The sequence below is a fragment of the Streptomyces sp. NPDC031340 genome (genome assembly GCF_055569945.1).
This window is the reverse complement of the sequence record NZ_JBVIIE010000006.1, coordinates 61208-74600: the sequence shown is the minus strand read 5'-3', so window position 1 is coordinate 74600 and position 13393 is coordinate 61208. Positions and strand designations below refer to the sequence as shown.

Below are 13393 nucleotides of genomic sequence, written 5' to 3'. Positions count from 1 at the left end.
TTCTGCCTCGGGTGTCGCCCGGACCGGCCCGGGGCGCTGCCGAGGGTTTGGGGTGCTGCCGGAGGGCCTGGGGTGCTGGGGCCGGGGGCGGCCGCGGTGGCCCCCCCCGCCGGTTCATGACTGGGCGTCGATGAAGGCGAAGAGTTCCTCGTCGGTCGCCTCGTCCAGGGCCGCGGACGCCGTGGGCGAGGGGCCGGTGTCGATGCCCAGGTGGCGGAGCGCCGCGCACAGCGTGTCGACCATGCGTTCCCGCAGCTCGGGCAGGGCGGCGTCGAACTCGCCCGTGATACGGCGCAGGGTCCGGTCGAGCTCCGCCACCGGGTCCGGCGCCTCGGGGACCAGCAGGCCCGCCAGGTGGCCGGAGAGCGCGTCGATCGTCGGGTGGTCGAAGACCAGCGTCGGGTCGAGGTCCAGCGCGGCGTCCGCCTTGAGCCGGTTGCGCAGTTCCACCGAGGTCAGCGAGTCCAGGCCCAGGTCGAGGAAGGGCGCCGTACGGTCCAGGGACTCCGGCGAGCCGTGTCCCAGCACCGCCGCCACATGACCCCGTACGGCGGTGACGACCGCCTCGTGGGCCTCCTGCCCGGTCAGTTCCCGCACCCGGGCGGCCAGCGCTCCGCCGGCCGGACCCTGCCCGGACCCGCTCCCCGCGGCGGCGGTCCGCCGCACGCCCTTCACCAGGCCGCGCAGCAGCCGCGGCACCCGCGCGCCGTCCGCCGCGGCGGCCCGCAGCCCGGCTTCGTTCCACCGGGAGGCGACCACCAGCGGGTCACCGTCGGGGTCGGTGAGCACGGTGTCCAGCAGCCGCAGCCCCTGCGGCTCGCTGAGCGCCGCGATCCCGGCCCGGGCCAGCCGCGCCTCGTCGGCGGCGGTCAGGTGGGTGCCCATGCCGGACGTCGACCACAGGCCCCAGGCCACCGACACCGCGGGCAGACCCCGCTCCCGGCGGTGCGCGGCCAGCGCGTCGAGGAAGGTGTTGGCCGCGCCGTAGGTGCTCTGCCCCGCGTTGCCGAGCACGCCCGCCAGGGAGGAGAAGAGGACGAACGCGCGCACCGAGGGCAGCCCGGCGGTCAGCTCGTGCAGCGCCCACGCCGCGTCGGTCTTGGGCCGCAGCACCCGCTCCAGGCGCTCGGCGGTCTGCCCGGTGAGCAGGCCGTCGTCGAGGACGCCGGCGGCGTGCAGGACACCGGTCAGCGGCCGGCCCGCCGGGAGCGAGCCGAGCAGCGCGGCGAGCGCGTCACGGTCGGCCGCGTCGCACGCCTCCACCCGGACCGTCGCGCCCGATTCGGTGAGGGAGGAGACGAGTTCGTCCGCCCCCGGGGTGTCCGCGCCGCGCCTGGAGGTGAGCAGCAGATGCCGTACCCCGTGCCGCTCCACCAGGTGCCGGGCGACGATCGCGCCCAGGCCGCCGAGGCCGCCGGTGACCAGGACCGTGCCCTCGCCGAGACCGGCGTCCCGCGCGCCCGGTCCGGCGGTCCGGCGGGCTATCCGGGGGACCAGCGCCCGGCCGTCCCGGATCAGCAGCTGCGACTCGTCCGCGTCCGCGGCGGCGGCCAGCAGCGCCCGCGCGGCGGCGTCGACAGGGGCGGCGGCGTCCGTGCTCTGGCCGTCGGCGTCGACCCGGCCGGCGTCCGCGCCCTGCCCGCCGGTGATCCCGGCGAGCAGGAAACGGTCCGGGTGCTCGGCCTGCGCGGCCCGCACCAGCCCCCAGACGGCCGCGGTGTCCAGCCGGTCCGGGTCGGCGGCCACCACCAGGCGGCAGCCGTCGAACCGGTCGTCCGCCGCCCACTCCCGCACGGTCTCCAGCACCCGGCCGGTGATCTCCCGTACGGAAAGCGGCAGTTCGGCGTCGGCGAGGTACCCGGCGAGCGGCCGGCAGTCGAACAGCACGAAGTCGGGCGCACCGCCCGCCGCGGCGAGGGCGTCCAGGCCGGCGTGGGCGGGAAGACCGTCGTATGCGGGAAGACCGTCGTCGGCCGGGTCGCCGAGCCGTGCCCAGCGCCGCTCCCCGGCCGTCGCGGCGGACGGGAGCGGGACCCAGTCGAGGCCGTAGTGGCCCGTGCCGCCCTGGCCGCCGACGGCCGCGGCCAGGGCGGCCGGGTCGACCGCGCGGACCATCAGGCTCTCGGCGGCGACCACCAGCGCGCCCTGCTCGTCGGCGGCGGTCAGCGACATCTGGTCCCCGTCCGCGCCGACGGTCATCCGCACCCGCAGCGTGTCCGCCCCGGCCGTGGCCAGCCGCAGCCCGCGGAAGGCGAACGGCAGCCGCAGCCGGTCCGAACCGCTCTCCAGCACGTACGGGTGGAACGCCGAGTCCAGGAGCACCGGGTGCAGGGCGAACCCGGCCTGCCCGGCCGCCTCCGGCACCGCCACCTCGACCAGCAGTTCGTCGCCGCGCCGCCACGCCGACCGGACACCCCGGAACGACGGGCCGTACTCGTAACCGAGGGCCGCCAGCCTCTCGTAGCCGCCGGTCAGGTCCACCGGGGAGGCGCCCGCGGGAGGCCAGACGGCCGCCCAGGCGCACACGTCGCCGCCCTCGACGTCCTCGGTGACCTGGCCGGACGCGTGCCGGGTCCAGGGCGCCTCGCCGTCCGAGCGGGCCAGCACCTGCACCGAGCCGTCCGCGCCGACCACGACCCGCAGGTCCAGCGGGCCGCTCCGCGGCAGCGGCAGCGGCGCCTCGAAGGTCAGTTCCTCGATCCGGCCCCGTCCGGCCCGCGCGGCCGTCTCCGCGACGGCGTCCAGCAGCGCGGTGGCCGGGACGATCGGCGTGCCGGCCACCGTGTGGTCGGTCATCCAGGGCAGGTCGTCGGCGGTGAAGCGGCCCGTGGTGACCAGCCCGCCGTCGTCCAGCTCGACCGCCGCCGACAGCATCGGGTGGGACACCCCGGTGAGTCCGAACGCCTCCGCGTCCGGCCGGTGTTCGGGGCCGGTGAGCCAGTACCGCTGGGTGTCGAAGGCGTAGGTGGGCAGCTCCACGGAACGGCCGCCCGCGGCCCGCGCGGCCCAGTCGACCGGCGCCCCGCCCGCCCACGCCTCGGCGAGCGCGGTGAGCAGCGCCTCCGGCTCCCCGAGGCTGCGGCGGGACACGGCGGTGACCACCGCCCCGGTGTCCGGCAGCGAGGCCCTGATCATCCCCGACAGCACGGGACGCGGCCCGATCTCCAGGTACAGGCCGGTCCCGGCCTCGTCGAGCCGGCCGGCCACGTCGGCGAACCCGACCGTGCCGCACACCTGGTCCACCCAGTAGCCGGGGTCGGTCCAGTCGCGGTCAGGACCCAGGTTCGTCTCCCGGGCGAGGGCGGGCGAGCGGAAGGTCAGGGTGGTCAGCTCGGCGGCGAACTCCGCGAGCATCGGCTCCATCAGCGGCGAGTGGAAGGCGTGGCTCACGGTCAGCCGTGCGGTGCGCCGGCCGCGCTCCGACCAGTGCGCGGCGACCGCCGCGCAGGCCTCCGCGTCACCGGAGACGACCACGTCGCCCGGGCTGTTGACGGCGGCGATCCCGGCTCGTCCCCCCAGGCCTTCCAGGCCCGTCAGGCTCTCCGCGACCTCTTCCGCGCTCGCGGAGATCGCGAACATGGCGCCGCCGGCGGGCAGTCGCTGCATCAGCCGGGCCCGCGTGGTCACCATGCGGACCGCGTCGGCCAGGTCCCACACCCCCGCCACATGGGCGGCGGCTATCTCGCCCACCGAGTGCCCGGCGACCCGGTCCGGGGTCACGCCCAGCGAGCCCAGCAGCCGGAAGACGGCGACCTGGTACGCGAACAGCGCGGGCTGCGTGTAGTACGTGCGGTCCAGCTCGGCGGCCTCCTCGGTGCCCGGCTCGGCCCACATCACCTCGCGCAGCGGCCGCTCCAGGTACGGGTCGACGGCCGCGCACACCTCGTCGAACGCCGTGGCGAACACCGGGAACGCCCGGTACAGGTCGCGGCCCATCCCGGCCCGCTGGCCGCCCTGCCCGGTGAACAGGAACGCGGTACGCGTGGAGCCCTGGGGCCCCGCCCCGTGCGGGACCGGGCTGCCGTCCTGACGCCGGGCGAACGAGGACAGCAGCTCCAGCAGTTCCTCCCGGTCACGGCCGACGACCACCGCGCGGCAGTCGAACGGGCGGCGGGCGGTGAGCGAGTACGCCACGTCCAGCGCGCTCACCGTGGGACGCTCGGTGAGGTGCCGGTGCAGCCGTTCCGCCTGGCCGCGCAGTGACACGTCGGTGGCCGCGCTCAGCACCCAGGCGTACGGCGCGGCGGGCGAACCCGGCGCGTCCGCGGCGGGCTCCTCCTGCCGCGGTTCCGGTGCCGGTTCCCGGGCCGGTTCCTCCAGGATGACGTGGGCGTTGGTGCCGCTGATGCCGAACGAGGAGACGGCGGCGCGACGCGGCGCGTTCTCGCGGGCCGGCCAGGGCTGCTCCTCGGTCAGCAGACTGACCGCTCCGGAGGACCAGTCGACCTGGCGCGTGGGCTCGACGACGTTGATGGTGCGGGGCAGCACACCGTGCCGCATCGCCATCATCATCTTGATCATCCCGGCGATGCCGGACGCGGCCTGGGTGTGCCCCAGGTTGCCCTTCACGGAGCCCAGCCGCAGCGGCGGCAGCTCCTCGGGCCGTTCGCGGCCGTAGGCGGCGAGGACCGCGTTGGCCTCGATGGGGTCGCCCAGCGGGGTGCCGGTGCCGTGCGCCTCCACCGCGTCGACGTCGGCGGCGGTGAGCCGGGCGTCGGCCAGCGCCCGCGCGATGACCCGCTCCTGGGCCGGACCGCTCGGCGCGGTCTGGCCGTTGCTCGCCCCGTCCTGGTTGACGGCGCTGCCCCGGACGATCCCGTAGACGCGGCGGCCGTTGCGGAGCGCGTCGGACAGCCGCTCCAGCAGGACGACGCCCGACCCCTCGCCCCACGCGGTGCCGTCGGCGTCCGCGGAGAAGGGCTTGCAGCGGCCCGACGGCGACAGGCCCCGCTGCCGGGAGAACTCCACGAACGCGTCCGGCGTCGCCAGCACGGTGACCCCGCCGGCCAGCGCCAGCGAGCATTCCCCGGACCGCAGTGACCGCACCGCCTGGTGCACCGCCACCAGCGAGGAGGAGCAGGCGGTGTCGACGGTGACCGACGGCCCCTCCAGGCCGAAGATGTAGGAGACCCGGCCGGACAGCATGCTCGGCGTGCTCGACACCATCAGGGTGCCGTCGACCTCGGCCGGGGTGGCCCCGGCGAACCGGGCCGAGTAGTACTCGTACATCATCCCGGCCCAGACGCCGGTGTCGCTGCCGCGCAGCGTCGCCGGGTCGATGCCGGCCCGCTCGAACGCCTCCCACGCGGTGGCCAGGAAGAGACGGTGCTGCGGGTCGATGCCGAGTGCCTGACGGGGGCCGAAGCGGAAGAACGCGGCGTCGAACTCCCCGGCGTCGTAGACGAACCCACCGCGCGTGGTGTACGTGGTGCCGGGCTTGGCCGGGTCCGGGTCGTAGACCTTCGCCGCGTCCCAGCCCCGGTTGTCCGGGAACTCGCCGGTGGCGTCCGTACCGTCGGCCACCACCCGCCACAGGTCGTCGGGGCTCTCCACGCCGCCCGGGTAGCGGCAGCCGAGGCCGACCACCGCGATCGGCTCGTGGGCGCGCTCGTCGGCCTTGCCGATCTGCTGCCGGGCGTCCGCCAGGTCCGCGGTGACTCGTCTCAGGTAGGCGCGGAGCCGCTCCTCGCTTGCCATGGTCATTCCTCCGTCTGGTCGCTCATGTCGGGGTTCGGTGCGGCGGTCCGCTGGCTGCAGCTGGGTCTCACAGGCTGGGTGTCACAGCTGGGTGTCGATGAACTCGAAGAGGGCGTCGTCGCTGACCAGGCCGAGCTCGTCGGCCAGCTCCCCGCCGGGACGGTCGCCGCGCAACTGCCGCAGGGCGTCCCGCAACAGCGCTTCGGCGGCGTCGCGACGGCCGTCCCCGGCCCCGTCCCCGACGAGGCCGACCCCGTCCTCGAGTGCGGCTCCGGGTCCGGGGAGGGGCGCGGGTGCCAGCAGGGCGGTCACGTCGTCCAGGGCCTCGCGCAGCCGGGCGAGGGCCGGGTCGGGGGCCGCGGCGCCGTCGTCGGGGACGGCCGACGGGGCGGCGGACCCGAGCAGCTCCGCGAGGTGGGCGGCGACGTCGGCGACGGTCGGGTGGTCGAAGACGAGGGTGGCGGCGAGGGCCAGGCCGGTCGCCAGCTCCAGCTGGTCCTGGAGCTCCACCGCGCCCAGCGAGTCGAAGCCCAGGTCGGTGAAGGGCTGGTCGATCTCGACGTCCTCCGGCGCGCCGTGACCGAGCACGCCGGCGGCCTTCTCCCGGACCAGCTCCAGCAATGACTCCGGACTGAACCCGTCCGCTCCGGCCGGGGCCGCCGTCCCGGCACCGGTCTCGTGTTCCCGCCCCGGCTCGGTCCCGAGCCCGGACGGGACCTCGCCCGGCACCCGCTCCGAAACCGGCGTCCCGGCCTCCGGCGCGCCCGCCGCCGTCGCGCCCGCCGCCGATGTGCCCGGTACGCCAGGCGTGTCCGGCGTGCCCGTGCCGAAGCCGGCCGCCGCGTGGCGCAGGGCGACGGTGACCCGGCCCACCGGGCGGCTGCGCGCATCGCACAGCGCGAGCCGCACCCGGTCCCCTCCCGGTTCCGGCGCCAGCCGCACCCGCAGCGCGTCCGTGCCCGCGCACGCCACCTCCGCGGCGCTGAACGCGAACGGAACGGGCCGCGAACCGGGCGCTTCGAGGACCAGCAGATGCAGTACGGCGTCCAGCAGCGCCGGGTGCAGCAGCGAACCCTCCGCCGCCACCCCGTCCGGGAGGCGGACCTCGGCGTAGAGGTCGTCGCCCGCCCGCCAGGCGGCCCGCAGGCCCTGGAACGCCGGGCCGTATCCGTAGCCGGCGGCGGCCAGCCGCCCGTAACCGTCGGACAGGTCGAGCGGGCGCGCGCCGGGCGGTGGCCAGGCCGCCGCCCAGCCCGTACCAGCGCCGTTCACGCCTTCCAGGCGGTTCGCGGCGGGCGTGGTGTCCGGGCCGGCGGTGCGCCCGGTGGCGTGCGGGGTCCAGGCGGCGTCCGGGCTGCCCGCCGGGCGGGTGTGCAGGGTCAGCGGGCGCTGCCCGAGCGGGTCCGCGGCGCCCACCGTGACCTGCGCGTCCAGCGCGCCCTCGGCGGGCAGGACGACGGGGGCGGTCAGGGTGAGCGAGGCGACCTCGCCGGCCCCGGCCGCGGCGGCCGCCCGCAGGGCGAGTTCCAGCAGGGCGGTCCCCGGGACCACCGTCACGCCGCCGATCACGTGGTCGGCCAGCCAGGCGGTGGAGCGGCGCGACAGCCGGGCGTCGAGCAGCAGCCCCCCGTCGGCTGTGGCGGTGGTGCGGTACGGCAGCCCCGCGCCGGTTCCGCCCGTGTCGGTGAGCCAGAAGCGGCGGCGGTCGAAGGCGTAGGTGGGCAGCTCAGCGCGCGGGCCCTCGGGGAGGGCGGCCGCCCAGTCGACGGCCGTACCGGCGACGAACGCCCCGGCGAGGCCGTGCAGCAGCGCGGTGTACTCGTCCCGTCCGCGCCGGGCGGTCGCCACGACGACGGCCGCCGCCCTGCCCGCCGGGGCCGTGCCCGCCGGGCCTGCCGCCCTGTCCGCCCTGTCCACCGGGCCCGCCGCCCTGTCCGCCCTGTCCGCACTGTCCGCCGTGCTCGCCGGCCCGTCCGTGCGGCGCCCCGCGAGGCACTCGCGCAGCGGTCCGGCGAGCTGCGGCTGCGGCCCGACCTCGAGGAAGACACCGGTCCCCGCCTCCGCCAGGCGACCGGTCAGTGGGGCGAACAGCACGGTCGCGCGGACCTGTTCCACCCAGTACTCGGGGTCGGTCCAGTGGCGTTCGCTGTCCGCCGCCCGCTCGTGCGCGAGGCACGGCTCGGCGTAGGAGACGCGTTCCGCCTCCTCGCGGAAGCGGTCGAGCACCGGCTCCATCAGCGGGGAGTGGAAGGCGTGGCTGACGGTCAGCCGCTTGGTGCGCCGCCCCAGACCGGCCCAGTGCGCCGCGATCGCCTCGCAGGCGTCGAGGGTGCCGGAGACGACCACCGCCTGCGGCCCGTTGACCGCGGCGAGGGACGCCTCGCTCTCCCGGCCGGCGAGAGTGGCGAGGACCTCCTCCGCCGTCGCGGAGATCGCGAACATCGCCCCGCCCTCGGGGAGTTCGTCCATCAGACGGCCCCGAGCCGCCACCAGCCGCGCCACGTCGCCCAGTTCCCACACACCGGCCGCGTACGCGGCGGCGAACTCGCCGACCGAGTGCCCGGCGATGGCGTCCACGCGTACACCCAGCTCCCGCAGCAGCCGCCAGGACGCCGCCTCGAAGGCGAACAGGGCCGGCTGGGCGTACCGGGTCCGGTCGAGCAGCGCGGCCTCGGGGCTGCCCGGCTCGGCCCACATCAGATCGCGCAGCGGGCGCTCCAGATGCGGGTCGAGCGCGGCGCAGATCTCGTCCAGCGCGGCCGCGAACACCGGCTGCGCCCGGTACAACTCGCTTCCCATGCCGGGCCGTTGGGCGCCCTGGCCGGTGAACAGCAGTGCGGTGCGGGCCGGCCGGCGGGCCGTGCCGGTGACCAGACCGGGTGCGGACCTCCCGGCCGCCAGCGCGGCGAGGGCCTCGCGCGGCTCGTCGCGGCCGGTGCCGATCACCACGGCGCGGTGCGGGAAGACGGTCCGGCCGGCCAGGGTGCGGGCCGTGTCCGCCGGGTGCGGCGCGGCGGCGGCCTCGGCGAGGCGCTGCGCCTGCGCGAGCAGCGAGGCCCGGCTCTGCGCGCTCACCGGCCAGACCAGGGGCCGTCCGGCGGGCTCGTCGTGGGCGTCCGAGGCTGCCCCGGCCCGGGCGGGGGGCTCCTCCACGATCAGGTGCGCGTTCGTACCGCTGATGCCGAACGAGGAGACCGAGGCCCTCCGGGTGCGCTCGCCGCGCGGCCAGGGCCGGTCCTCGGTGAGCAGCCGTACCCGGCCCTTCGCCCAGTCGGCGCGGGGCGTGGGCCGCCCGGTGTGCGGGCCGGCCGGCAACAGCTCGTGCCGCAGGGCCTGCACCATCTTGATGACGCCGGCCACGCCGGCCGCGGCCTGGGTGTGCCCGATGCCGGCCTTCACCGAGCCCAGCCACACCGGGTGCGACGCCCCGTCGGCGCCCGAACCGGTGGCCGAACCGGTGGCCGAGCCGGAGACCGGTCGTCCGTACGTGTCGATCAGGGCGTTGGCCTCCACCGGGTCGCCCAGCTTGGTGCCGGTGCCGTGGGCCTCGACGGCGTCCACGTCGTCGGTGGTGAGCCCGGCGTCGGCGAGCGCGCCGAGCACCACCAGGCGCTGGGCCTGCCCGTCGGGTGCGGTGAGGCCGTTGCTGGCGCCGTCCTGGTTGACGGCGGTGCCCCGGATCACCGCCAGCACCGGGTGCCCGTTGCGGCGGGCGTCGGAGAGCCGCTCCAGCACCAGCACGCCCGCGCCCTCCCCGAAGGAGGTGCCGTCGGCGGCGTCGGAGAACGGCTTGGCCCGGCCGTCCGGGGCGAGACCGCCCTGCTTGCTGAACTCGACCAGCAGGCCCGGGGTGGACATCACGGTGACGCCGCCGGCCAGCGCCAGCGGGCACTCCCCGGCCCGCAGCGCCCGTACCGCCAGGTGCACGGCGACCAGGGACGAGGAGCAGGCGGTGTCCACGGTGAGGGCGGGGCCGCGCAGGCCGAGGCTGTAGGCGATCCGGCCGGAGACCACGCTGGACGCGGTGCCGGTGAGCAGGTGCCCGTCGGCCCCGCCGACGGGCTGGTGCAGCCGGGGGCCGTAGTCGGAGGCCATCGCGCCGGCGAACACGCCGACCGGCTGTCCCTCCAGCGAGGCCGGGTCGATCCCGGCCCGCTCCAGGGCCTCCCAGGAGGTCTCCAGGAGCAGCCGCTGCTGCGGATCCATGGCCTGCGCCTCGCGCGGGCCGATGCCGAAGAAGGCGGCGTCGAACAGCGGGGCCTCGCGGAGGAACCCGCCCGCCGTGGTGGCGCACGAACCGGGCAGGCCGGGCCGCAGCCCGGTGAGGGCGTCCAGGTCCCATCCGCGGTCGTCCGGCAGCGGCCCGACGGCCTCCGTGCCGTCGGCGACCAGCCGCCACAGCTTCTCGGGGGTGTCCGCCCCGCCCGGGTAACGGCAGCTCATCGCCACGATCGCGATCGGCTCGGCGCCGTCCTCGGTGCCGTCGCTGTCCTCGATGCCGTGTGCGTCGTAGGCGTCGTGGACATCGCGCACGTCCTCGGCCGGGGCGGTGTCGTCCGGCTGCCCGGCGGTGAGGGCGGCCAGGTGGGCGGCGAGCCGGGCGGGCGTCGGGTACTCGAAGATCAGGGTGCTGGGCAGCGGCAGCCCGGTCGCCGCCCCGAGCCGGTTGCGCAGGTCGACAGTGCCCTGGGAGTCGAGGCCCAGGTCCTTGAAGCTGCGGCCGGGGTCGACGGCGGCGGCGTTCGCGTGCCCCAGGACGACGGCGGTGGCGGACAGCACGAGTTCCCGTACACCGGCGGCGGACCGCCCCGCGGGGACGGCGGCCGGGGGCGCCGCGGGAGCCGTCGCCGACTCCCGCCGGGCCGTACGGCGACGGGTGCCGGACGCGCCGTCCAGCCAGTGCCGTTCCCGCTGGAAGGCGTAGGTCGGCAGGTCCACCACGGCCGAGCCCGCCGGGGCCGCCTCCGGCGCCCAGTCGACGTCCGCGCCCCGGACGTGGGCCTCGGCGAGGGCGCGCAGCACCTGCGCGGGGCCGCCCGCGTCACGGCGCAGTGTGCCGACGGCGGCGGCCTCCCGCCCCTCCGCCTCCGCCGTCTGCTCGATCGCGCCGCACAGCACGGGGTGCGGGGTGCACTCCACGAAGAGCGCGCACCCGTCGGCGAGCGCGGCCCGGGTGGCGTCGGCGAACCGGACCGGCGAGCGCAGGCTGCGGTACCAGTGACCGGCGTCCAGACCGGCGGTGTCCAGCAGGCCGCCGGTCAGCGAGGAGTAGAACGGCACGGACACCTGGTGCGGGCGGACCGGGGCGAGCGCTTCGAGGAGCTCGTCGCGGATCGCCTCCACGGCGGGGGAGTGGGAGGCGTAGGCGACCGGCAGGATCCGCACCCGGACGCCGTCCGCGTCCAGCGCGGCGGCGAACGCGTTCAGCTCGTCCACCGGCCCGGAGACCACGGTCGCCGACGGGCTGTTGACGACGCTCACGCACAGGCCGCCGTAGCCCGGCGTGCTGTCCAGGCGCGCCTGGACCTGCTCCGCGGACAGCGCCGCCGAGAGCATGCCGCCCCCGTCCACGGCGCGCAGCAGCCGGCTGCGGACGGCGACGATCCGGGCCGCGTCGTCCAGGCCGAGGGCGCCGATCACGGTGGCGGCGGCGATCTCGCCTTGCGAGTGGCCCAGCACCGCGTCCGGTTCCACGCCGCGCGAGCGCCACAGCTCGGCCAGAGACACGGTCACCGCCCACAGCGCCGGCTGCACGACGTCGTCCCCGTCGAGACCGGGCGCTCCGGGGGCCTCGCGCAGGACGTCGAGCAGGTCGAAGTCGGTGTACGGGGCGAGCGCGCGGGCGCAGTCGGCCAGCCGGCCGGCGAACGGGCCCGGTACGTCCATGAGGTCGCGGGCCATCCCGGCCCACTGCGAGCCCTGCCCGGGGAAGACGAACACCCGCCTGCCGCCGAGCACCCGCCCCTCGACCACCGCGGCCCCCGGCAGCCCGCCGGCCAACTCCCTCACACCCGAGCTGAGTTCCGTACGAGCGTCGGGGCCCGAGCCGATGATCACCGCCCGGTGCTCGAACCGGGACCGGGTGCGCAGCAGGGACACCGCCACGTCCTCGGCCCGCAGACCGGGACGGCTGTCCAGGTGCTCGGCCAGCCGGCCGGCCTGACCGCGCAGCGCGGCGGCCGAACGGGCCGACAACGTCCACACCGTGGGGCCCTCAGGACCCTCCGTCGGCCGTGCCGCGCCGGGCGCGCCAGCCGCCGCGGGTGCCGTGGTCCGAGGGGCCGGGGCCACGATCAGGTGGGCGTTGGTACCGCCCATCCCGAAGGCGCTGACTCCCGCCACGCGCCCGGCCGGCCAGGGGCGGGCGGCGGTCACGACCTCCAGGCCCAGCCCGGCCAGCGGGATGCGGGGGTTGGGGGAGCGGAACCCGAGGCTTGCCGGCAGCACGCCGTTGCGCAGCGCCAGGACCGTCTTGAGCAGCCCGGCGATGCCCGCCGCGCCCTCCAGATGACCGATGTTGGTCTTCACCGAGCCGACCAGCAGGGGCCCGACCGGCAGCGGCCCGACCGGCAGCGGCTCGGCCGGCAGCGGTTCGCCCGGTGCGGGTGCGGAGGGCTCGTCGCCCCCGGCCGTCCGCCCGGCGTCGAAGACCGCGCCGAGCGCCGCCGCCTCCACCGGGTCACCGACCGCCGTGCCGGTGCCGTGCAGCTCCACGTACGCCACGTCGGCCGGGCGCACGCCCGCCGCCGCGCAGGCCTGCTCCAGCACCTGCCGCTGCGCGTCCGCGTCCGGGACCGTCAGGTGTTCGCCGGTGCCGCTGTTGACCGCGCCGCCCAGGATCAGGCAGTGCACGCTGTCCCCGTCGGCGAGCGCCGCCGACAGCGGCTTGAGGACGACGAGGCCGCCGCCCTCACCGCGCACATAGCCGTTGGCCCGGGCGTCGAAGGTGTGGCAGCGGCCGTCCGGGGACAGCGCGCCGAACCGGTCCAGCGCGTCGTCGGTCTCCGCCAGCAGATTGAGGTTGACGCCGCCGGCCAGGGCCGTGGACACGGTGCCGCGGCGCAGTTCCTCACAGGCCAGCTGGACCGCGACCAGGGACGAGGACTGACCAGAGTCGACGGTCAGGCTCGGGCCCCGCAGGCCGAGCAGGTGCGAGACACGGTTGGCGATCAGGCTGCGGTGCGTGCCCGTGACATCGTGCCGGCCGCCGCCCCCGGCACGGTCGTGCAGCAGGGCGTAGTCGCCGGTGATCGCGCCGACGAACACCCCGGCCCGGCTGCCCTCCAGCGCGGCGGGCACGATCCGCGCCTGCTCCAGCGCCTCCCAGGCCAGCTCCAGCACGAGACGCTGCTGCGGGTCCATGGCGGCGGCCTCGGCCGGCGAGATCCCGAAGAAGGCCGCGTCGAACCGGTCCACCTCCGGCAGGAAGGCGCCCTTGCGGCGGCCGTCCGCCCGCCGGTCCGCCGGGGCTACGCCCACGGCCTCCCGGCCCTCGCTCAGCAGCGACCAGTACGCCTCGGGGTCGCCCGCGCCGGGCAGACGACAGGCCATGCCGACGACGGCGATCGGCTCGCCGACCGCGGGCCGTGCGGCCGAGGACCGTGCGGGTGGAACGGACATGACCCACCTTCCTTTTGTGGGCGCTGAATACTGCTCGCCGATTCGGGAGAACAAGCGCGTGAGTCAAGCGCAGAGA

Annotated in this window: 1 protein-coding gene and 1 pseudogene; both read right to left on the bottom strand. The window is 76.8% G+C overall.

Annotated features, from left to right (window positions below):
• Positions 1-114: 114 nt before the first annotated feature.
• Positions 115-5682, bottom strand: a pseudogene (locus tag ACZ5GT_RS05990) (type I polyketide synthase); the annotation flags it as partial.
• Between the two features lie 96 nt (positions 5683-5778).
• Positions 5779-13317 carry a type I polyketide synthase gene (locus ACZ5GT_RS05985; RefSeq protein WP_469014977.1) on the bottom strand — a complete coding sequence of 2513 codons (7539 nt, stop codon included), beginning with the start codon at positions 13315-13317 and terminating at the stop codon, positions 5779-5781.
• Positions 13318-13393 lie beyond the last annotated feature (76 nt).

Excerpts from the sequence above, each read along its gene's own strand:
- ACZ5GT_RS05985 (WP_469014977.1), bottom strand. The coding sequence starts at position 13,317 with ATGTCCGTTCCACCCGCACGGTCCTCGGCCGCACGGCCCGCGGTCGGC.